The 21,895-nt window shown below is 62.6% G+C and carries 18 protein-coding genes; 15 read left to right on the top strand and 3 right to left on the bottom strand.

The features are described from left to right. Window positions 1-37: 37 nt before the first annotated feature. The 5 genes from ACSHWJ_RS10345 to ACSHWJ_RS10365 are packed head-to-tail and all read left to right on the top strand — an operon-like array spanning window position 38 to window position 8,602. The gene (locus ACSHWJ_RS10345; protein ID WP_432539753.1) at window positions 38-919 is read left to right on the top strand and encodes a hypothetical protein; all 882 of its coding nucleotides are present in this window, start codon (window positions 38-40) and stop codon (window positions 917-919) included. Window positions 920-947: 28 nt separating this feature from the next. Next, window positions 948-1,997: a 4Fe-4S binding protein gene (locus tag ACSHWJ_RS10350; protein ID WP_218797225.1), complete on the top strand. Its 1,050-nt coding sequence runs from the start codon at window positions 948-950 to the stop codon at window positions 1,995-1,997. 52 nt (window positions 1,998-2,049) lie between these two features. Beyond that, the gene (locus ACSHWJ_RS10355) at window positions 2,050-4,968 is read left to right on the top strand and encodes an assimilatory sulfite reductase (NADPH) flavoprotein subunit (protein WP_432539754.1); all 2,919 of its coding nucleotides are present in this window, start codon (window positions 2,050-2,052) and stop codon (window positions 4,966-4,968) included. 27 nt (window positions 4,969-4,995) lie between these two features. Next, window positions 4,996-5,802 carry a multiheme c-type cytochrome gene (locus tag ACSHWJ_RS10360; protein WP_218797226.1) on the top strand — a complete coding sequence of 269 codons (807 nt, stop codon included), beginning with the start codon at window positions 4,996-4,998 and terminating at the stop codon, window positions 5,800-5,802. 28 nt (window positions 5,803-5,830) lie between these two features. After that, window positions 5,831-8,602, top strand: a complete 2,772-nt coding sequence (locus tag ACSHWJ_RS10365) for an NHL repeat-containing protein (protein ID WP_432539755.1) — start codon at window positions 5,831-5,833, stop codon at window positions 8,600-8,602. Here the strand turns inward: ACSHWJ_RS10365 and ACSHWJ_RS10370 are convergent. Then, the gene (locus ACSHWJ_RS10370) at window positions 8,590-8,721 is read right to left on the bottom strand and encodes a hypothetical protein (protein ID WP_017364382.1); all 132 of its coding nucleotides are present in this window, start codon (window positions 8,719-8,721) and stop codon (window positions 8,590-8,592) included. The genes ACSHWJ_RS10365 and ACSHWJ_RS10370 overlap by 13 nt on opposite strands. Window positions 8,722-8,822: 101 nt before the next feature. Between ACSHWJ_RS10370 and ACSHWJ_RS10375 the strand changes: the two genes are divergently transcribed. From ACSHWJ_RS10375 to ACSHWJ_RS10420, 10 genes are all read left to right on the top strand, one after another. Further along, window positions 8,823-9,368 carry a DsbE family thiol:disulfide interchange protein gene (locus ACSHWJ_RS10375; RefSeq protein WP_432539756.1) on the top strand — a complete coding sequence of 182 codons (546 nt, stop codon included), beginning with the start codon at window positions 8,823-8,825 and terminating at the stop codon, window positions 9,366-9,368. 52 nt (window positions 9,369-9,420) lie between these two features. After that, on the top strand, window positions 9,421-10,095 hold the full coding sequence (locus ACSHWJ_RS10380) for a DUF3450 domain-containing protein (protein ID WP_432539757.1): 675 nt from the start codon (window positions 9,421-9,423) through the stop codon (window positions 10,093-10,095). Beyond that, window positions 10,092-11,303, top strand: coding sequence for a MotA/TolQ/ExbB proton channel family protein (locus tag ACSHWJ_RS10385; RefSeq protein ID WP_432539758.1), 1,212 nt, complete (start codon window positions 10,092-10,094; stop codon window positions 11,301-11,303). The genes ACSHWJ_RS10380 and ACSHWJ_RS10385 overlap by 4 nt, the downstream gene beginning before the upstream one ends. 7 nt (window positions 11,304-11,310) lie before the next feature. Then, a complete protein-coding gene (locus ACSHWJ_RS10390; protein ID WP_017364386.1) occupies window positions 11,311-11,808 on the top strand; it encodes a MotA/TolQ/ExbB proton channel family protein in 498 nt (165 codons plus the stop codon). Next, window positions 11,805-12,239 carry an ExbD/TolR family protein gene (locus tag ACSHWJ_RS10395; RefSeq protein WP_218800896.1) on the top strand — a complete coding sequence of 145 codons (435 nt, stop codon included), beginning with the start codon at window positions 11,805-11,807 and terminating at the stop codon, window positions 12,237-12,239. Before ACSHWJ_RS10390 ends, ACSHWJ_RS10395 begins: the two co-directional genes overlap by 4 nt. Then, the gene (locus ACSHWJ_RS10400) at window positions 12,236-13,042 is read left to right on the top strand and encodes an energy transducer TonB (RefSeq protein WP_282213579.1); all 807 of its coding nucleotides are present in this window, start codon (window positions 12,236-12,238) and stop codon (window positions 13,040-13,042) included. Before ACSHWJ_RS10395 ends, ACSHWJ_RS10400 begins: the two co-directional genes overlap by 4 nt. Window positions 13,043-13,599: 557 nt before the next feature. Next, entirely contained in the window at window positions 13,600-15,867 is a 2,268-nt protein-coding gene (locus tag ACSHWJ_RS10405; RefSeq protein WP_432539759.1) for a TonB-dependent receptor, read from the top strand. A gap of 23 nt (window positions 15,868-15,890) precedes the next feature. Beyond that, the gene (locus tag ACSHWJ_RS10410; RefSeq protein WP_010959800.1) at window positions 15,891-16,637 is read left to right on the top strand and encodes an energy transducer TonB; all 747 of its coding nucleotides are present in this window, start codon (window positions 15,891-15,893) and stop codon (window positions 16,635-16,637) included. A gap of 17 nt (window positions 16,638-16,654) precedes the next feature. Further along, on the top strand, window positions 16,655-17,311 hold the full coding sequence (locus ACSHWJ_RS10415) for a MotA/TolQ/ExbB proton channel family protein (RefSeq protein WP_432539760.1): 657 nt from the start codon (window positions 16,655-16,657) through the stop codon (window positions 17,309-17,311). 12 nt (window positions 17,312-17,323) lie between these two features. After that, entirely contained in the window at window positions 17,324-17,734 is a 411-nt protein-coding gene (locus ACSHWJ_RS10420; RefSeq protein ID WP_432539761.1) for an ExbD/TolR family protein, read from the top strand. Between the two features lie 1,994 nt (window positions 17,735-19,728). On the opposite strand, the gene ACSHWJ_RS10425 is transcribed toward ACSHWJ_RS10420, so the two are convergent. Continuing rightward, window positions 19,729-20,661: a class I SAM-dependent methyltransferase gene (locus ACSHWJ_RS10425; protein ID WP_218797235.1), complete on the bottom strand. Its 933-nt coding sequence runs from the start codon at window positions 20,659-20,661 to the stop codon at window positions 19,729-19,731. A 37-nt stretch (window positions 20,662-20,698) separates the two neighbouring features. Then, window positions 20,699-21,778, bottom strand: coding sequence for an IS630 family transposase (locus ACSHWJ_RS10430; protein ID WP_218797236.1), 1,080 nt, complete (start codon window positions 21,776-21,778; stop codon window positions 20,699-20,701). Window positions 21,779-21,895 lie beyond the last annotated feature (117 nt).

A 21,895-nucleotide genomic window follows, 5' to 3' on the forward strand; every position in this document is an offset into this window, starting at 1 on the left:
GAGCGCGTGGCCGGGACCGGGCAGGTGGTTGGCGGGAATGATGGCGTGGCTGCTCGGTACCGGCATCGCGGCTGCGGGCGCCGAGGACAGCTATGCGACCACGAAGAAGCTGCCCCCCCTGCACCACGTCACCGGCGTCGTGTTGCCCGAGGAGATGAAGACGCCGAAACGCCTGCCGCTGCGCGAGGACCGCGAGCTGCGCTGTCCGACCTGTCATGGCGTCGAGGACATCGACAGGGTGCCGTACCGCCTCATCGACCGCAGCCTGCCGGATTTCCTGCGGGGCGGGCCTTACGACGAGCTGGATGCCTTCTGTTACCAATGCCACGAGGAAAACAGGTTCAAGCGTCCCAACGTCCACATCATGCTGGACAAGAGCGGCAAGCTCCAGGAGGAACACTGCACCTATTGTCACGAGGAGGTTCACCGGGAGCGGGACCGGCCGCTGCGCGCGCCGGACTACAAGCTGCGGCTGCCGCCGGAAAATCTTTGCTACGGCTGCCATTTGAAGACGCCTCACTTCAATGCGCTGGAACATCAGGAATCGAAGCCCGACGCCCAGATGAAGCTCCACATGAAGGACTCGAAGGAGCGCTACGGGATCATTCTGCCCCTCAGCCGGGAGGGCAAGGTCATGTGCCCGACCTGCCACGCCCCGCATCAGCCGGGCGTCATCGATGCGCTCAATCCCGCCGCCGGCCGGGTGGACGACGCCGATCTGGAAACCGGTGTCAGCTACCGCGAGCACCCCTGGGATGCGGTGGTCCGGGAAGACAAGAAGGCGCGGCTGGAGACTTTGAGCGAACAAAGCGGACGACGATTCGAGCTGGGGTACCGGCGGATCGACAAGGAAGTATTGTTGAGGCTGCCGGCCAAGAACGGCGAGCTGTGCCTGGCCTGCCATCAGTTCGACGAATGACACCAACCCATCCGCGAGGAGCAAGACCATGAATGCCCTGACCGCGAAACTGACCGAAAAAATCCGATCGGTGCCGAAGATCCAGCGCTACCGCTACTTCTGGATCGCCGTATCCTGCGCGATGTTCCTGGGGCCGCTGGCGGTGCTGCCCGGCCTGGCCGGCAACACCGACCTGTGCGGAAAGCTCTGCATGCGCCGCTTCTATCTGTATTTTCCCGGCATGAGCTGGGACGACCTGTTCATGCATGTCTCGGTGGCCCTGATCGGGGTGGTGGCCTTCTTCGTCATCATCACCTTCACCTTCTTCTTCGGACGCATCTGGTGTTCCTTCATCTGTCCGGTCGGCGGGTTCTCGGAGCTGGTCAGCCGGATGCTGAGCGACCGCTGGAAGATCGAATACCGCGGGCTGCCCCAGGTCCAGATCCGCTACGGTTATCTCGCGGTCTACATGGGGCTGCTGCCGCTACTGGGCGTCAGCGCCTGTACTTTGTGCAACTTCATTACCGTGCCTCGTTTCGTCGAGGCGCTGAGCGGTGGCTTCGTCGGTCTGGCCTTCATCTTCTCCACCGTAGGACTGGTCAACCTGTCCCTGCTGTTCCTGCTCGGCTTCTTCGCCAGCAAGGGGCGCGCCTACTGCCAGTTCCTCTGCCCGATCGGCGCCATCGACGGACTGGTGAACCGGCTGGGCGCGAAGTTCCGGTTCACCCATCACATCCGGGTCGACAAGCAGCGCTGCACCGGCTGCACCGAATGCGCGAAGAAATGCATGTGCGGGGCCATCAAGATGGTGGACAAGGTCGCGGTGGTCGATCAGTTCTCCTGCATGTCCTGCCACGACTGCGTCGATGCCTGTGACTGGAATGCCATCGAGTGGACCACGGCGCCCAGGAACAAAACGCCCAAGCGGGTCAAACGCGGCATCCAGATCCATCCGGAGCCCCAATGGCAGGCGGTGGTGAGGATGCGGCCGAAACCGGCACCGACCGCCCGGGTCATCCACTGGGGACGGGTGGTCAACGGCGTGATCGTCGCGGGTTTCTCCGTATTCCTGTTCGCGACCGCCGTGTGGTTGCACTGAGCTCGAGGAACTTGAATCCGCACCGATGCGGCAGCGATTTTTGAATTCGACGATGATGCGGTACGCGTGTTCTCTTTGTCTGGCCGGGCTGTTTTGGATCGCCTGCGGCTGCGCCCTGGCCGCGGAGCGGCACAGCGATCCCGACGGTTGTTTCTCCTGCCACGGCCTGCCGGGGCTCGAATACCTGGACGACCACGGCGTGCTGCGGGTGGCCACGATCCTCAAGAGCGATTATTACGGCTCGCTGCACGGCAGCGTGCCCTGCAAGGACTGCCACCGCAAGATCGAGCGCTATCCGCACAAGCCGGAGGAGGGCTATGTGGACTGCTCCGAGTCCTGTCACCTCAAGGAGCCGTCCAAGGACAGGGCCTTCACCCACAAGCCGGTGGTCGACGAGTTCAAGAAGTCGGTCCACGGCGCCGGCCATGCGCCGGGAGCGACCAAGGATTTCCATGGCGGCAACCGCCTCGAAGAGGAGACCAGCCAGCAGAATCCCTCTTGCCGGCGCTGCCATTCCAACACCCCGTACATCAAGGACGCCAACCTGGAGCGTTTCAAGCAGGAACTTCATCACACCGAGACCGAGTGCGGCACCTGCCACCAGGGCGAAACCTGGCGCAACCAGTTCAGCGGTCACATCCTGCGCAGACTGGTCGGCAAGAACTACGACAAGATGGAAGCCAACGCCATGTGCGTGGACTGCCACGGCGATCATGAAGCCATGGCGAAAGTGGAAATCCAGGATCCGGAAACCAAGGAAAGGAAGAAGGCCAGTTTCCGTTTCGCCCACGCGACCGACAGCTACGCGAAGACGCTTCATGGCCGGCTCCTCGCGGTCGACGACGAGTCCGGCGCAAGCTGCATCGACTGTCACGCGCCCGACGGTTTCCGCCATGGCATCCTGCGGGACGAATCGAAGGACTCACCGACCCATCCCGACCGGCTCGGCGAGACCTGCTCGCAGGCCGGCTGCCATGGCTATGCGAAGAGCCCGCTCAATCTCGGATTCCTCAACACCGACCTGCACGATCTGGACTTCCTGCGCATGGAGGATTTGTCTTTCGCCCTGGACTTCTCCCGCCTCGATTCGGCCTGGTATGCCGCCGCCTGGGTACTGGGTCCGCTCGGCCTGATTTTCCTGACATCGAGCCTCCTCTCGCCGCTGTCGCGTTCCCGGCGGGCGCCGGTCACGGAGGTCGTGGGCTACGACCACTTCCAGCGCGTGATGATCGGCAGCGGTTCCGCCAAGGACGGCCTGTGGCGGCGCATCCGGGGTCGGCTGGTCGGAGGGACGCCTGCCGTACCGGTTCCCGCGCCGCTGGTCGAGCCCGATGCCCCCATCACGTCGCTGACCATCCTGTTCGGCTCCCAGACCGGCAACGGCGAGGGCGTCGCCGCCGATCTCGAAGCCCGGCTGAAGGCCTGGGGCTACAGCGTCGAGCTGGCCGACATGGCCGATTACGATCCCCGTGAAATCGTCAACGAAAGGCTGCTGTTCGTCATCGTCAGCACCCACGGCGAGGGTCAGCCGCCGCTTCCGGCGGAGAAGCTGCACGGCTATCTCTACGCCGAAACCGCGCCGCGGCTGGAGCACCTCAAGTTCGCCGTGTTCGCCCTCGGCGACAGCAGCTACAAGCACTTCTGCAAGGCCGGCAAGGATTTCGATGCCTTCCTGCAGCGACTGGGGGCGAGCCGGGTGCTCGACCGGGTGGATGCCGATGCCGATTTCGAGGAGGCGGCAGCCGCCTGGATCGACGCAGTGCTCGGCTGTTGCCGCGCCATCATCGGCGACACCGGCATCGAACGGCCGCTCGAGGCCGAACCGGTGGATCACGCCGTGGCCAAGTCCGGCTACGGCAAGACCCATCCCTATCCGGCGGCGGTCCTGCGCAACGTCAATCTCAACGGGGAGGGCTCGGCCAAGGAGACCCGCCATATCGAAATCGATCTCGGCGATTCCGGTCTGAGCTACGAGCCGGGAGATGCCCTCGGCGTCTATCCGAAGAACGACCCCGCCTACGTCGAAGCCTTGCTGGCCGCCTTGCAGGCCGACGGCTACAGCGAGGTGACCTTGGGCAAGGAGACCCTCAGCTTGCGGGAAGCGTTCTACAAGCATCTCGACATCACCGGTCTGAGCCGGGTGTTGGTCGAGAAATACGCGGAACTGTGCGACAGCCGGGTTCTCGCCGGCCTGCTGTCCGATCCTGATCCCGCACGGCTCGAAGGCTACCTGTGGGGCCGCCAGATCATCGATCTGGTCGAGGATTTCCCGATCCAGGGCATTTCGCCCCAGACCTTCGTCAACGTCCTGCGGCGCCTGCCGCCCCGCCTGTATTCGATCGCTTCCAGCATGAAGGCCCATCCCGGCCAGGTGCATCTCACCGTCGGCGCGGTGCGTTACCACGCCCATGGCCGGAACCGGGAAGGGGTCTGTTCCACCTATCTCGCCGGTCGCATCGGGCCGGGGGAGCGGCTTGCCATCTTCGTGCAGCCGAACAAACATTTCCGCCTGCCCGAAGACCCGGAGACGCCGCTCATCATGGTCGGGCCGGGCACCGGCATCGCGCCGTTCCGGGGTTTCGTCGAGGAACGCGAGGTCACCGGCGCCAGGGGCCGGAACTGGCTGTATTTCGGCGACCAGCGCCGCGCCACCGATTACCTCTACCGGGAGGAATGGGAGGACAAGCTCAGGCGGGGCGTGCTGACCCGGCTGGATCTGGCTTTCTCGCGCGACCAGGAGCGGAAGGTATACGTACAGACGCGAATGCTGGAGAACGCGAGGGAGATGTACGCCTGGCTCGAGGAGGGCGCCTGTTTCTACGTCTGTGGCGACGCCTCGCGCATGGCCCAGGACGTCCACCGGGCGCTGCTGGCGATCGTGATGCAGGAGGGCGGAAGGACGCAGGAGCAGGCCGAGGAATACCTCGAGGCCATGGCCGCCTCCCGGCGCTATCTGCGCGACGTGTACTGAGCCGGTTTCGCCGAACGGTGCTTGGAGATGAAGTTGAAGGACAAGATGAAGTTGGGACCCGCGGGTCTGGTGCTGTCCCTCTCGTGCTGGGCGAACGGCGGTTCGTCCTTCGCCGGCGAGCCGCTGTTCGTCCAGCGGGTCGAGTCGGCCGCGCCGACGCAGGAAGCCATCGGCAAGGCGGAGGAACAGGTGCGCGAGCACAAGGACGTCAAGCTCCGGGAAAAGATGGCGGTACCGGCGTTCCACAAACGGATCGAGCCGCCACTGCACGAAGGCGAAACCTACTGCCAGGGCTGCCACCGTCCCCAGCCGCACAGCAAGAAACTCCGTACCCGCAGTTTCCTCAACATGCACAGCCGTTACGTCGCCTGCGAGACCTGCCACTTCCGGCCCGAGGACGTGCGGCTGGAGTACCGCTGGTTCGACTATGCCGCCCGCCGGCCGGCCGCTGCCGATGGCAGCCGGTTCCGGACCGGACGGAACCTGGACAATTCGGTGCCGATCGACGGCAAATTCAAGATCGCGCCGTTCTACCGGGGCGAGCCGGCGTTCGTCCTGCCCGGAACGGCGTTCGCCGAACGGGTCGGCCGCGAGTGGCAGGAGGGCGATCTCGCCGCCAGGGCGCAGCTCAAGGCCCGTCTGCATGCTCCATTGAGCAAGGAAGGTCCGGCCTGCGCGAAGTGCCATACCGAAGACTCCCCCCTGCTGGATCTCTCGGCCCTCGGCGCGGATTCGCGTCAGGCCTCGGCCATCCGCAGGCATGTGATTCCGCAGTTCTTCGGCCGTTACCAGTCCGACGACGAACGGCTGAAGATCATCGACATCCTGCGCTGACGCGATCATGGCGAGGAATGTTGCACTCGTGCTGCGCCGTGCCGCCGCGATCGCGGCCGGTCTGATCGGGCTGTGGCCGGTGGCGGCCGGCGCGTTCGAGGCGGTGGTGGCGTCCGATCCGGTCGGGTACCAAGCCGGCTTCGAGCAGCCTTCGGCCGTTGCCACGGACGGTGAGGGCCGGGTCTACGTGCTCGACGGCGCCCATCACCGGATCGTGGCGCTGTCGCCGGACGGTGAAGTCCTTCGAATCCTGGGCGGCGCCGACCTGCTGAAGCTGCCGATGGACTTCGCCCTGTCGGAGGAAGGGCTGGTGGTCGCCGACACCGGCCATCACCGGTTGGTGTTGCTACGCCCCGAGGGTGGGGTGCTGAAGGTGTTGGAACTCCCCATCGAACCCATGCCGGAGCCGTCCCCGCAGCCGGGCGGATCGCCATCAGCCAGCTCCCCGCCGAGCCTGCCGCCGGAGCCGGTGGCCGTCAGCGTACAGGACGGCGTCGCCTTCTGGGCCGACCGGCGCAGCCACCGCGTGTGCCGGACCCGGCTGGCCGACGGCCGGGGGCTCGGCTGCTTCGGCGGGCGCGGCGGGGAGCCGGGGCGCTTCCAGTACCCGTTCCAGATCGCGCAGGACCGCGACGGTTATTTCAACGTGGTGGACATCGTCAATGCCCGCGTCCAGGTATTCGACAAGAGCGGGCGTGTGTTTTCCCAGATCGGCCGTTTCGGCCTCGACGAGGGCGAGTTGTTCCGGCCCAACGGCCTCGCCGTCGACCGGGAGCAGGACGCGTTTTTCGTCAGCGACGGCTATTTCGGCACCATCTCGGTGTTCCGCAAGGGTGAGTTCCTGGGACTGCTGCGGCAGGCGGACGGCCAGCCGGTCAGGCTGGACTCGCCCACCGGACTCCATTTCCGCGACGGCCGGCTGTACGTCGCCGAAACCGGCGCCAGCCGGGTCTGGAGCTACCGGGTGAGCTATCCGGGGCGTGCCGTCTCCAGCAGGGGAAGCGGCCAGCGTACCGAGCTGTCGCAAAAGGATTGCCTGCTCTGCCACCTGTCCTGGGCCGGCGATGCGCCGCCCGAGGTCCGCGCCGCCGATACGGAAGGCGCGCTGCCGGAGGCTTCCTACCGTATGTGCTACAGCTGCCACAACGGCGCGGTCATGGACTCGCGCCTGACCATCCACCGGGGTGCACAGCATCCCACCGTCTACGAAAGCCCCAAGGAAAAGAAGCGCCATGCGGGGCTCAAACCGCGCAAGGACAAGCTTCCGGACAAGTTTCCGGTCACCGGGAACAAACAGCTGCTCTGCACTTCCTGCCACACCCCGCATACCGACGCGGACAAGGCGCAGACCCTGTATCCCGCCCACGGCAATGCCTGGCTGCGCGTGCCGAACCGCGGCGGCGACCTGTGCGAGCGTTGCCACGAATCCAAGGTCAAGGGCGCTCGTGTCGACGCGCCGGTGCCTGCGGGGTCCGCCGAGGGGACCAAGGGCCGCAAGGGCCTCAACCATCCGTTGGGGATACGCTTCATGCCACCGCAGCATCCGGAGGCCAAGGGCTATCCCACAGAGAACGAATTGCGCAAAGGACTGCCGGAGCGCCTGACCGCCGGCGGCGCCGCGCTCGGTGATCACAAGGAGCTGATCTGCCAGACCTGTCACCAGGTCCATGGCGGCCACGGCGACGGCAAGACCACGGTATTGGAAACCGCCGAGGGCGAACTGTGCGCCGCCTGCCACCGGCGCCAATTCACCAAGAGCAAGGAGGAGGCCCACGAGAAGGGCGTGCACCCGGTCAACGTCAAGCGCGAGCCGGACGAGTCCGGCGCCAGGCCGGTGTTGTGGAAAGGCAGGCCGGAAATCACCGAAGTCGGTTGCCAGACCTGCCACCGCGTCCACGACGGCAGCGCCGGCACCTCGCTGCTGCCGGAAGGCGTGGCGAACGCCGAAAGCCTGTGCAGGAACTGTCACGAGCGCCAGCACGCCGAAGACGAGAAGGACGCCAGGAAGAAGGGCGTGCATCCCGTCAACGCCGAACTGGACGAGCCGGTGCGGATCGGCGGCAGGGAAGTCAGGACGGTGGGCTGCCTCACCTGTCACTCCGTGCACGGCGGAAAACCCCATACCTCCGCCCTGGTGGAGACCGACCGCGACGGCGAGCTGTGCAGCCATTGCCATAAACGGAAGCAGACCGTCGTGGGTACCGACCACGACCTGCGGATCACCGCCAAGGACCAGAAGAACGCCCTGGGCGAACTGCCGTCCGCCACCGGCGTATGCGGAAGCTGCCATACGCTGCACCGCGGCAAGGGCGACCGCCGCTTCCTGTTCGCGGCGAGGAAGGTGGAGCCGCAGCCCGGCCCGGCGATGGACGAGACGCCTTTCGAGCGGGATGGACTGTGCCTGAACTGCCACCAGAAGGGCGGGGTCGGCGAGAAGAAGGTGGTCCATCACTTCAGCCACCCGCAAAGGGATCTGGTGCTGCGCTCCGATCAGAAGATCCTGCCGCTATTGGGGGCCAGGGAAGAGCCGGCGGACTTCGGCGGCATCGCCTGCATCACCTGCCACGAACCGCACGTCTGGGATGCCGACAAGATCCCGCCGCCGGGCAAGGACGGGACGATCGCGCCCTCCGCCAACCGGGAAAACCTGGAAGGCAGCAACCGCGACGCGTTCCTCCGGGCGAAGGACGCCGACAAGGTGTTCTGCGTCGACTGCCACGGTCTCGACACCCTGGTGAAGTACAAGTACTACCATGATGCCAGGCGCGCCCGGAACCGGGGGGTGGATTATCTGCGGTGAAGGGTCCATTGAGCGTTCTTCTGCCGGTCTTCCGGTTGCAGACCGGCGATCCGGTCGGCCCCGGCGAGACCATTCAAACGGAGGCCGGTTTCATCGTCCAGGTCGATGTTGAAATGCACGGTATTTTCCAGGTAGTGCCTATCGATTCATGGGATCATCCCCGACGAGCGCAGTCCGGGGTGTCCAGTCCTTCTACACCCGGCCTGTCAGGAGTCCGGCCATGCCCCGTCTCTTTCTCCTTCTGCCGCTGCTGATCTTTTCCATCCTGGGTTTTTTGTTTTTCCAGGGCATGAACCTCGATCCCAATACGCTTCCCTCGCCGCTGCTGGGCAAGCGTCTGCCGGCGTTGGAACTGCCCGCGCTGCGCGATCTGTCCAGAACGATTCGTGACGGAGACATCGAGGGACCTGCATTGGTCAACTTCTGGGCGAGCTGGTGCGCCGCCTGCCGCGACGAGCACGCGCTGCTGGTGGACCTCGCCCGCAATGCCGGCGTGAAGATCTACGGCATCGATTACGTGGATCAGCGTGATGCGGCACTGGGCTGGCTGGACCGTCTCGGCGATCCCTATGTCGAGGTGCTGTTCGACGAGCGCGGTACCCTCGGTGCGGCGTTCCAGGTCATGGGGGCCCCGGAGACCTATGCGGTGGACGGCGGCAACATCGTCCGCTACCGTCATGTCGGCAGGCTGACCTGGGAGGTCTGGACCGCGATGCAGGCAGCCCTGGCCGGTCCGGCCCTTACTCCCGGATCGCCGGAGGAGTGATCGAGGTCGCTGCGATTTTCACGTTGATCGAGACGACCAGGGTGAGGCGGTCATGAAGTTTCTGGACTCGACCCGTGCAGATACGGCCCGGCGCTTTCCGCTCCGGCCCCTGTTCGCCAGTGTCCTCCTCGTCACCGGAGCCTTCTTCGGGCAGGCGGCCGTTGCGCCGGCTGCCGACCGGACGCCGTCCGCGGACCGTGCCGGCAAGGAGGGGCCGCCGGAAGCGCCCGCCCGTCCCGCTTCTTCGGCTCCGCTGCCCTTCGAGTCAGCGGTTCCTGCGCTCATCCAGGCCGCGGTGGCCCGGTTGAGGCAGGAGATCGAGAACGGTCCGCCGTTTTCGCTCACCGAGCGCAAGCGCCGCATCGACGGGCTGGAAAAGCTGCTGGCCGAGCCTGGTGTCGACATCGCCGAAAAATACCGGCGCGTTCTGGAGGCGTACCGGGCGGAACTCGAATATGGGAAAACCGTGGAAGCCTACCGCGACCTGCTGCGGACGGAGGAGGGCGAACGCCTGGTCGATTTCCTGAGCATCGGCCGTCTGGCCCTGTATTATCAAACCCTGGATGGCCGCGAGTCGGGCATGTGGGACGACCGCGACAGGCAATGGCACAGACTCGCGCCCCGCTACGACCGCGCCATCGCGCTCGGCCTGCGCGCCGCGCGCAAGCTGGAGCCCCCGCAGCTCCTGTCCTTGCCCCTGCCGGGGCCACGGTCGCCTTCGCCATGAAGGGGCTTTCCCTTTTCCGGAACCTGGCCGGAGCCGCCGCGGGACTCGTGTTCTTCGCGACGGCCCGGCCCGGCTTCCCGGCACCTCCGCCGGAACCATCCGGCCTCGGGGCCGCGCCGACCGCCGCCCTGGAAGCATTGTTCCTCGCGGTTCGGGAAAGCGCTGCGAATCTCAAGCTCTTCTACGAGCAGAATTACCTCGCCGGCGACGGCCCCGGACAGCGCAGACTCCTCGATCGCCTGGCCGATCCGCAACACGTGCCTGCCGCCGCCGAACTGGAAGACCTGTTCGCCAGCCTGGGGGCCCAGATGGACGCCCTGGGACGCGTGTCGACCTTCCGGGCCCCGGTCTATGCTCCGGATGGACGGATGGCGGAACGCGAGGTAGTCCGGCTCGGCGGCTTCGGTTTCATCGCCGGCAGGCGTTATCTGGTCTACGCGCCCGAGGTCCGCGCCCTGGCGGAGCTGGCGCGCCAGCCGTCTTCGGCCCTGCTGGATCTGGCGCAGCGGTTCGCCGAGGCGGACGCGGATTCGCTGGCGCCGGTCGCTCTCGACCCTTCCGGTGGTCAGACCTTGCAGCTACTGGTGCAGGTGCCGGATCTGGCGGAACGCATCGCCCAAGGGGGCGCGGTCGGCTACCTCATCTTGGCTCTGGCCACGTTCGCGCTCGTCCTCGGCGGCTGCCGGTTTGCCGACCTGGCGCGGACGAGTCGGCGCATCCGCAGGCAGTTGGGATCGCTCGAGGCGCGGTCCGACAATCCCCTGGGCCGGGTGCTCCTTCGGCTGGAGCAGGCTCAGACCGAGGACGAGGACGCGCTGTATCTGACGGTGGATGAAGCCCTGGCCGGCGAGCGGACGCGCCTGGAACGGGCTCTGGGGCTCCTGAAACTGGTCGCGGCCATAGCGCCCATGCTGGGGCTGCTCGGCACGGTGACCGGCATGATCCGGACGTTTCAGGCCATCGCCCTGCACGGCTCGGGGGACCCCAGGCTGATGTCTGGGGGGATTTCCGAGGCGCTGGTGACCACCGTCGAGGGTCTGGTGACCGCCATACCAATCCTGCTGCTGCACAGCGTGCTGGTCGGCAAGGCTCAGACATTGGGCACGCTGCTGGAGGCACAGGCCTCCGCCGCCCTGTCCGCCCGTCTCACAGGCCGGCGAGACCGGATCGTTCCGGTCGCGGGCGGGCCGCGGCTCCTCGAAGGGTGACGGTGGGATGGCAGCGGCCGGGTCTTCGTCTGTGGTGGATACCGTGCTGGCCGCGGCTCGGCGCGTCGAGGAGCTGATGGATGCGGGCGGTCCGGTGATGTGGCCGCTGCTGGGCGTTTCGCTGCTGTCGTGGGGGCTGATCCTGGACCGCTACTGGTATTTCCTGCGCGTATTGCCCAGGGTGCGGAGGCGGCCCCGTTCGGAGGTGGAGGCCGTCGAGCTACGCATCGCGCTGTGGCGCCATCTCCGGCTCATCCGGACGCTGTCCGGCATCCTCCCCATGCTGGGCCTGTTGGGGACCGTCACGGGGATCGTGGAGACCTTCGACCTGATCCGGGTGTTCGGCAGTGCCGAAACCCGTATCGTCGCACGCGGCGTGTCGCAGGCATTGATCACGACGCTGACCGGCCTGGTCATGGGGCTCTCCGGCGTGGGTGCGGGTTATGACCTGAGCCGGCGGGCGGAGGCCGGCGAGCGAGCCATGATCGGGAGCCGGTCGCCATGAAACGCCGCGGTTCGTTCATGTCGCGGACAGGCGGCGCCGAAGAGAGCGCCGATGCGATCAATCTCACCCCCCTGATCGACATGGTGTTCATCCTGCTGATCTTCTTCCTGGTGACGACCTCGTTCATCCGCGAGTCGTCCATCGCAGTGCAGCGTCCCAGGGCCGCCACGGCGACGCTGGCGCGCAACGTCGAGGTCGTCGTCACGATCGGCGCGGACGAGCAAGTCTGGCTCAACAACGTCTCGGTGGACGTCCGCCTGTTGCGTGCCCGCCTCGAAGGTTCGGGACTCGGCAATCCGGCGCGCTCGGCCATCATCCTGGCCGACGCCCGGACCACGACGGGGCTGCTGGTGAAGGTCATGGACCAGCTCCGGCTGGCCGGCTTCACCAACATTTCGGTGGCGGCCAGCTCCTCGCCCGAACCTCCGTGAACGCCGCCACTCCCGGCATACCGCTACGCGCGTTGGGGGCGGCATCGGCGCGCTGTGGCGCTGCCCTGATCGTCAATCTGGCCCTGCTCCTCTTGATTGCCACGCTGGTACGCCGGCAAGACTTCATCGAGGAGCCCGGGCCGCAGCCGGTACCCGTGGACTTCGTCCGGCTCCCTCCCAGACCCGCCGAGTCCGGGCCGCCACCGTCGCAGACACGGAAGACCGTGACCGAATCGCCCGCCGAGAGCAGTCCGTCGGATGCGCGGCCCGATTCCGCGAAGCCGTCCACGCCATCGGCGCCGCGTTTGTCCCGTGCCCCCGCCGTGTCCCGATCGAAGCCGGAGCCCCGGATGCCCGGCGTCGCCGCGCCCCGGCTGGACATCCCCGCGCGGGGCACGGGGGTGGAGTTTCCGGCCGTGGCTGGGACCGATTCGCGGCTGACAGCGCCGCCAGCGCAATGGAATCTCCGGAAGATGCCGGCAGCCCCGGGAGATCTTGCGAGCGGCGCCGAAGGCGCAGGGGGCGGCGGCAATCCCCTGATCGTCCTGTTCCGGGTCGTGCCCGAATACCCGGAGGTGGCCCGGCGCCGGGGCATAGAAGGCTGGGTCCGGCTCGAAGTCCGGGTGACGGCGGCTGGCCTCCTCGGCGATGCCCGGGTCGTGGCTGCCAGCCCCCGCGACACGTTCGACGAGGCCGCGCTCGAGGCGATCCGGCACTGGCGTTTCAAGCCGGCGTTCCGGGAAGGCCGGGCCGTGGAGCAGCGGGCAATGCTGACGATGGAGTTCAGGCTCAAGCGGCGTTGAGTGCGCATGCCAAGGCTCTTTGCAAAGGGCTGCGCCGCGGCCCGGTGAGATCGCGCAACGGATGTGTGAAGGCACCCTCTGTAGCGGATGAACAGGATGTAATCGATTGTTTATTGATGGATTTTTAATTGGTGTGATTGTTGCCTCACCGAGTTTCGTCCACTGAAGGGATTGATCCGGCCCCGTTTTTTTCTCTCTCCGTAAACGGCGGGGGAAAGGGGACAAGCGTAGCGTATCCGCCTCTGAGGCATGGACTTCTGATCGCCGAAAACGGAACTGCGTGAAATGACACAGTATTGTGTGTGATATCGCTCAACATCTCCGGGCGGGGTCGTGGCCGGTCGTTTCGCCCGGCCCTGACGGCGGCGGGGGAGGAACCCGGCGGCGTGGATGCAACTCACTGATATGGCGTCGTCTTCTTCGTCCCCGCGGCCGGGAGGCTCGGCCGAGTGGCGACGGCGGGTCGACGGGGACGGGGAAAAGGGAAGCTTTGGGGAATGAATGGCGCAGAACTTGTAGAGCATTGGAGCCGATTCGCCATCAGGTGCAGGAAATTCATGAATACGCATTCAGGTTCAGGTTTGCCGGCAACCGGCGTTCGCCGTTCCCGACTTCGCCGCGAGGCGTGGGTCCTGGCGCCGTTCCTCTTCATCTTCGGTTCCGCCGGTCTTCGAGTCGGATCTGCCGAGGCGGCGGAAGACGTCGTGGAACTCGACAAGATCACCGTCTATGGCGAGGAAGACGAGGTTTCGCCCGAAACCGAGGATCTGCCGGAGGAGCAGCTGGAGGAAAAGAAGGCGCAGACCATGGACACCGCCAGCCTGTTCAAGGACGTGCCGGGGGTGAGCCTGTACACCGGCGGCGGCGTCTCCAGCCTGCCGGCGATCCACGGCATGGCGGACGACCGGGTCAAGATCCTGGTCAACGGCATGAACATCACTTCCGCCTGCAGCAACCACATGAACCCGGCGCTGTCCTATGTCGCGCCGGCTTCGGTCGGCAAGGCCTCGATCATGGCCGGCGTCACGCCGGTCAGCCAGGGCGGCGACTCCATCGGCGGCACCATCTCGGTCGACCCGGCGGCGCCTAGTTTCGCCAAGGCCGGGCAGATGGCCTACACCGGCAAGCTGGGCGGCATGTTCCGCAGCAACAGCGACACCTTCGGCAACAACTTCAGCGGCTCCATCGCCAGCGAAGACTTCGCCTTCGACTACGGCGGATCCTGGGCGAAGGGCAACAACTACATGGCGGGCAACGGCGGTCCGACGGTGCTGCCGACCCGGTACCTGAGCACCAACATGAACCTGCGGGCTTCGACCAAGCTCGACAACGGCTTTCTCTCGGCGGACGTGACCGGTCAGTACATTCCCTACCAGGGTTTCCCGAACCAGCGCATGGACGTGGCCGAGAACACCGGGCTGCTCGGCGGCTTCAGCTACGAGAACAGCTTCGATTGGGGCAAGCTGGATGCGCGGGTCTACTACCACTCCACCTGGCATCTGATGGACTTGCTGCCGGATCGCAAAAAGGGAAACATGCCGATGAAGGCCGACGGTTCGGACCTCGGCTACCGGGTGCGGGCGCATCTGCCGGTGGACGACGTCCACACCGTGCGGGTCGGCAGCGAGTACTTCCAGCAGGGACTGCAGGACTGGTGGCCTGGGCAGGGGATGCACATGCCGCAGGACTTCCTGAGTATCAACGACGGACAGCGCAACCGCCTCGGCACTTTCGCCGAGTGGGAGGCGAACTGGAACAAGGAGTGGCTGACCCAGCTCGGCGTGCGCAACGACATGGTGTGGATGAACACCGGCCGGGTCCAGGGCTATGACAACGGCGCCTTCTACAGCTTCTGGGCCACGCCCTTCAACGCCGCCAACCGGTCGCGGGTCGATCACAACTTCGACGTCACCGCCACCACGGCCTTCACCCCCGATGCCAACAGCCGCTACGAGCTGGGCCTCTCACGCAAGCAGCGCTCGCCCAACCTGTACGAGCGCTATGCCTGGGCCGGGCCCAACTCGATGATCACCTGGTTCGGCGACGGCAACTCCTACCTGGGCAACCTGGACCTCAAACCCGAGGCGGCCTACACGGCGACTTTCACCGCCAACTGGCACGACGAACGGCAGCAGGTCTGGAGCGTGAGCCTGACGCCTTATTACACGCGGGTGAACGACTACATCTACGGCCAGAAGGTCGCGCAGTATTCCAACGGTTTCCACGGCATGCAGTTCGTGAACCTGAGCCATGCGGACATGTACGGCGGCGACTTCTCGGCCCGCTACGCCTTCCTGCCGGAATCGCCCGCCGGCAGCTTCGCGGCCAAGGTGGTCGCGGCCTACGTGCGCGGCGTGGGCAACGACGGCCAGCGCTCGATGGGTTGCCCCTACGTGGGGACCTCACTGGCAGGCCTGTGCAATAACAATCAGCAGTTCTGGCCGGTCAACGGCTTTCTGGCGCCGACTTCGGTCAACCTCTACCACATGATGCCGCTGAACGCGACCGTGTCGCTGGAGCACAGCATCCCCGCCGGCTCGGCCGTGGTCGACAGCGCGATTTCGGTGAACCTGGTGGACAGCAAGACGGCAGTGGCCCAGAGCTATGCGGAGCCGACCACGCCGGGCTACGTCCTGCTCAACCTGCGCACCAGCTACCAGCGCGAGCACCTCAGGGTCGACGTGGGCGCAGACAACCTGCTCAACAAGCTCTACTACCATCCGCTGGGCGGCGTGGACATCGTCGAAAGCATCAAGGCGCAAGACGTCGTCAGACTTCCCGCCATCGGCCGGTCGGTCTACGTGTCTCTGAACCTGGAGTTTTGACCGGGTATCTCGCCGCAGCAGCCATGGCCGCAGTTCCCCTTGTCCAGACCGACTCGAAGAGCAGCGGAGCCGAGTCCCTGTATCGCCCCGGCAGCGCGATTCTGGTGGTAGTGTCCCTGGCGCATCTCGCTGTCTGGTGGTCTTACCGGCAGTTGAAGCTGCTGGAACCGGAAGAGCGGCCGTCGCAGCCCATCGAGGTGTCGCTGGAAATGATCGCCCCGGCGCCGAAGCCGGCGGAGCCCGCCGCCCAGCCCGCCCCGGCGCCGACCGCGCCGCCGAAGCCGGTCACCCCGCCCAAACCCAAGCCCGTCGCCAAGCCCAAGCCGTTGACGAAGACCCTGCCCAGGCCGCTCCCGGTCCAGCCCGAGCGGACGCTAGGGGACGCCGCGCCACGGAGCGAGCCGGCCGCGCCCCCTCCCGAAGCGTCGTCCGCCGCGGGCGGAGAAGGCGTGCCAGGCGGGAGGAGCGGTAGTTCAGTCCCCGCATCGACTCCCGCGAGTTTCAACGCCAATTATCTGCACAATCCCTTGCCGGAATACCCAGCGTTTGCCAGGAAGCAGCGCTGGCAGGGCAGGGTCACGATGAAGGTTCACGTCCTGCCCAGCGGCATTCCGGCGGAAGTCGAGCTGCAAGCCAGCAGCGGCCACGACATCCTCGACGAGTCCGCGCTGGAAACCGTCCGCCGCTGGCGCTTCGTCCCGGCCACCAAGGGCGGCAAGGCCGTGGCGAGCTGGGTCGTGGTGCCGCTCGAATTCTCTCTGACTCATTGACAGCACTGGCAGGAATCATGGTCACCGATACTTCCGCGCTCATCATCAACGTCACCCTTTGGGTGCTGATCTCGTTTTCCGTCCTGACCTGGACCGTCATCCTGCTGAAAGGGGGGCAATACTGGCGGCATGCCGTGGGTAACCGCCTGTTCGAGGAAAAATTCTGGAGTGCGGCCTCGCTCGACGAGGCGCGGCTGAGGATGGGTGAAGCCGGCGGCTGTCCTCTCTACCGGCTGGCGAGCGCGGGTTTCCAGGTGTTCGACAGCGGCAACGGCAACGGTGCGGCCAGCCTGAAGCACCGCGGGGATCTGGTGGCGACCCTGGAGCGCAAACTCAAGCGCCAGCTGGAGCGCGAATCCCGGCTGTCGGATATCGGGTTCACGGTCCTGGCCAGTATCGGGTCTACGGCGCCTTTCGTCGGTCTGTTCGGGACCGTCTGGGGCATCATGCACGCCCTGCAGGACATCAGCCGAAGCGGCAAGGCCAGCCTGGAAGTGGTGGCCGGCCCGATCGGCGAGGCGCTGATCGCCACCGCCATCGGCATCGCCGTCGCGGTGCCGGCCGTGCTGGCCTACAACTTCCTGATGCGGCAATCGCGCCGCAAGCAGCAGGCGCTGGAAATCTTCGCCGAAGACTTCCTGCACCTGGTCGCCGCCGAGACCGCCCACCGCTGAAGGAGAGACGCCATGGCCATGAAAACCGGGGGCGACAGCGACGAAGTGATGAGCGAGATCAACGTCACTCCGCTGGTGGACGTCATGCTGGTGCTGGTGATCGTGTTCCTGGTGACGGCGCCGCTGCTGACCCAGAGCATGAACGTCAACCTGCCCAAGACCGGCGCGGTGGCCGCCTCGGACGACAGCCAATCGACCCCGATCGGCATCGACGCCCAGGGGCGCATCGTGCTGGACAAGACCGAGATCGCCGGTCTGGCGGAGCTGGAGGCGAAGCTCCGGGAACGGGTGCAGCAGAATCCGGAAGGCCTGTACATCGTCCACGCCGACCAGGCGGTGTCCTATGCCGTCGTCGCCAAGGTGCTGGCCACCGCCCACAAGGCCGGAGTCAACCGGCTGTCCCTGGCGACGGTTCAAGAATAAGCGCTGCTGCAACTGCTCGCCGGTCAGCACTTCGGGCTTGAGTTTGCTAAGCGTAAAGAAAAGAACTTCATACATCGAGCCATCTACTTTTGGAAAGAGTTGGATGATGGCAAGTAAACAGTGGCAGTATCTTCTTAATTGTCACGTAAGCCCGTCAAATGTTTGCGGATTACCATCTAAAGCAATCAGATATCAAAAAACTCACTTCAACTGGCATTATTATCGAACGGAGGCCATATGTATGAATTTGACAAAATATCATGGCGATGATCGCGGGGGGGTTACCAAATAGAGGCTGGTTATGGGCGGCCAAATAGGGTGCGTCTATGGAAAATATTGACATCTGGCGGGGTTGTGCTGTTGTGGTAACGGTGTTTTGCGGTTTTGAGTCGCATTTCAAATTGGTGGTATCTATCTAGTTATGCTGTTCCTGCTTTAGAGAAGGCATGAACGGTAATCTGGGGATTTAATATGAAAACGATAACTTATGGTATAGAAGGCGTAAATGTTTAAGTCATTCCATCATGTTTTATTATTTATATGCTTGGTTGCATTCTCTGTGAATTGCAAAGCAATACCTTCAAATTTTGCCGACTCTGGATATACTTATTACAAGTACGTAGACACATCTGGAAGTAATAAACAGACCATATATAGCAAATGCCGCATCTGGCGGAACACAAATAGTCAGACAGATTCATATGGAGAGTGCTGGGACTTTGACGCCGGATGCAATCTAAACCCTAGTGCCATCTACATTTACCAGAGACCGAGTGCGCCTGGTCCTCAAATATATGTATGGGCTCAGCGCGGAAATACATTTAATGCGAATGGATATCCGGGGCGCAAACTAGCGCTTGCATATCCAACCGTAATAATGACAGACTCAATAAATGGAACATATAGTGGCCGCATTGATTCTCAATGGGCTAGCGATAGCGTCACTATTGATCAGCAATTTGGAGGAGCATTCAAAGTTATATCAGTCAGCCAATGGGCGTCCGCTCTAAATTCAGCAAAAACGAATACGCCAGCTGGTACGTGTAAGGCTCTTTTAAACTGGGATTTTTGAAAGGTATCGAGATGAGAAAATACATTGCTCTTATTTTTGGGAGCCTGGTTATAGTGGGGCAAGCTGCGTACGCAAGCGTTGATGCCGGTATGACCTACTGGGCCATAGCGGAAGACGGACCGCTACAAGATCGTGTTTGGGGTGCATGTCACGAATATAGAAATTCGTCTGGAACAGTATATAATGGGGTGTGCTGGCATTTTGATCAAGAATGTAACCTCTGGCCGGCGATGAACAGTCGAACTTGGGACGGTGTGTTGGGGGCATGGAGGTTCTTCGGCGCTGCTACAGTGGGGAATTATATGTCAAAGCCTTCAAGCCCGCCGCCAGTCACGTATCCTGCGCAAACCACGGTTCTTGTAGAACGAGGCGTGATGTTTTTTCACGAGATTGGTACGTTGTCTGGGAACATGCCAGGCTTAACAGGGCAGTTTTCATTCACTGGAGCGTCGGAAGACGGCGATATTCTTTATGGCGCAGATGCTATATATGACTGGGGAAGCCCGCAAATATTTTGGGGGGCGTCGAGTAGTAGCGTTGATGTCAGGCAAATATCTTTAAGCGAGTTTAATTCTGCCCTTGCTCTGGCTACATCAAATAGCGCACAAGGTTACGCCATTGGTAACACCTGGGCTCCATATTATATACCCCGTCAGTTCCGGGCCTATAATACGTGCGTAGGATTTCCCTGGACAAGCTTCTAAAATGGGATTGAGTTTTAGAGTAGCTTAATAGTCTAGCCATCTGAATCCCTTGGACACATTGTCATGGGGGTTCAGCAGGCCTGCCATTGACAAGGCGAGAATAAAGCAGAGAACGTACGAGTTTAGGCACGCTGTTCGATCCCCAGTTGCTGCCGCTATGTGATGTCACGATTTGGCCCTCCGGTCATAGCTTCAGTTGGTGAAGCGGCTGAAACTATTTATGGTTTACTGGTCCGTATCCAAAATGCTCCGCCGTGCTTTTCGAATACATTAGGAATCTGCTCCCATAGTGATTCCATACGCTGGCTCAAACGCTTATCGAAGCTAATAAATAATGCTGGAAATTCAACGGTAAACATGGGCGTATTAGCTAGTAACAATGCGGCTAGGAGGTATTGTTCTGAATAGCCCTTCCTTACCCATTCCGTAGGATAATCATAAGGTAAAAAAATATCGTGAATTCCGACCAATACACCAGCCTTCAAACGGGGCAGCACCTCTAAGAAGAAAACGGTGACGTCGGAGTTCGTGAAGCATCGATGGGTTCCGTCAAAAAAAAGCATATCTCCCGCGTTGAGATTATCAAATATAGCAAGATCGGTTTCTTCGAGCGAGGTGCGGATTATTTTGTCACATAATTTGTCGATTTCACTCCTTGGGCGAGGATCGATTGATATAATTCGGGTAGAGAGCCGATAATCCGAAGCGGCTCGGTGAGCAAATTTAGTGGAAGCCCCTGAACCAATTTCTATGTAATTTTGAGGCTTATGAAGCGCCATAAAAGCATAAAGAGCCATTCCATCTAATCCTGGAATCCAGCCGTTTAACCAGCAAGGACTGATTTCCCGAGCAACTTCCCCTGCAATTGGCTTAAACCATTCGTTGGCCTCATGATTTCCTTGAATTGCTTGGGAGTATCTAAGCGAGAGTTGGGTTAGGTCATGGGGTGAAAGCTGGAGAGATTGAGGGAGCCTGCTTAGTTTAGACAGTGGTTCAGTAAACTCGCTGAAGGAATGTATAATATCCTCATAGTGTTTGCGTTGTCGTTCCAATACCGCTAAGAGCCCTGGATGCGGTTTCTTCCCTAATTCGTATCGAGGGAGAGTGCTTAAAGGATAGTCGAGATCGATGTGTAATATTTTCAACGTCATACTAAGTCAAGAGTGGTTGGTAATTGTATTAATGGTGTCAAGTTATCTTTGTAATGCGCTCTACAGATAAATTGTGGCCGTTTGCTTCATTAAAGTTTTGGGTGAAATGAGGTTTGTTCGGCCTGCGTAATAGAATATTAATCCGGCAATCAAATATCCTGAAATGCTGCATATTGGACAGCCGAATGATTGAAGTAAGCCCTAACCCGTTCTGGCGTTTTTCTGAGGAATTCCATGAATCGGTTCGCCTTTTGAAGCAACATTTTTTGCTGGTGGCTCGGTCAGAGGATCGCAGTTCGGTTTTGAAATCCCTGTTCAGGTATTCGTCGGGATTGATCTCGGGCGAGTACGGCGGGAGATAGAAGACTTCGATCTGCGCTTTACGCTCGGCCAACCAAGCGGTCACGCGTTTTGCATGATGCACTTTCAGGTTGTCGAGGATCAGGAAGACTTTCTGGCGGCTGTCGGCGATCAGGCGCTCCATGAAGCCAATGAACAAATCGGTGTTCATGGCTTCCTCGGTGAACTCGAAGCGCACCAGTCCTTGGTTGCTGATCGCCGAAACCATCGACAGGCCATGCCGTTTGCTCGGCGCCGCAAGCACTGGCGTCTGTCCCACCGGCGCATAGCCGCGCAGCCAGTGTCCATCCTCCGCGACCGCCGTTTCGTCACCCCAGTAAATGACGGCACCTTCTGCCTTGGCGCGGGCCGCGATCGCCGGATAAGTGTCGTTGCGCCATTGCTCAACCTTGACCGGATTTTGTTCCAGTGCCCGCTTCATCGGGCGCTGCGGCGTGTAGCCCCAGCGCAGCGGGTATTCGCCGACGGTACGAATTGGCATGTCGATGCCGAACAGCGCCTTGACCAGTTGCATCACCGCCCGCCGGTTCCACAAGGCAAACGGCAGACTCAATTGCTTGGGATTCTCGCCCACGATGACCGATCGCAATTGCCACTCCTGGGCCAGGGTCAGCGTCCGTCCCGACAAATACCGACGACCTCGCGTCTTCGATTTCAGACCAGACTCGCCCTCCATTGAATAACGCTTGGACCAACCAATGACCGTATTGATACCGTATTGATATTGACGCAAACCACCCGCCCAATTTCCCGCCATGGTAATTTCAATTCCGTACGCATCCGCATCGCCTGCCGACGCATTTCGTCTTGGGCTTCGCGGGGTAACTTCCGAGCATCAATTTTTTCCATGCCCAATACTATATCACTAACCGAG

This window comes from Methylococcus sp. S1M (assembly GCF_051295855.1).
Taxonomy (GTDB): Bacteria; Pseudomonadota; Gammaproteobacteria; order Methylococcales; family Methylococcaceae; genus Methylococcus; species Methylococcus capsulatus.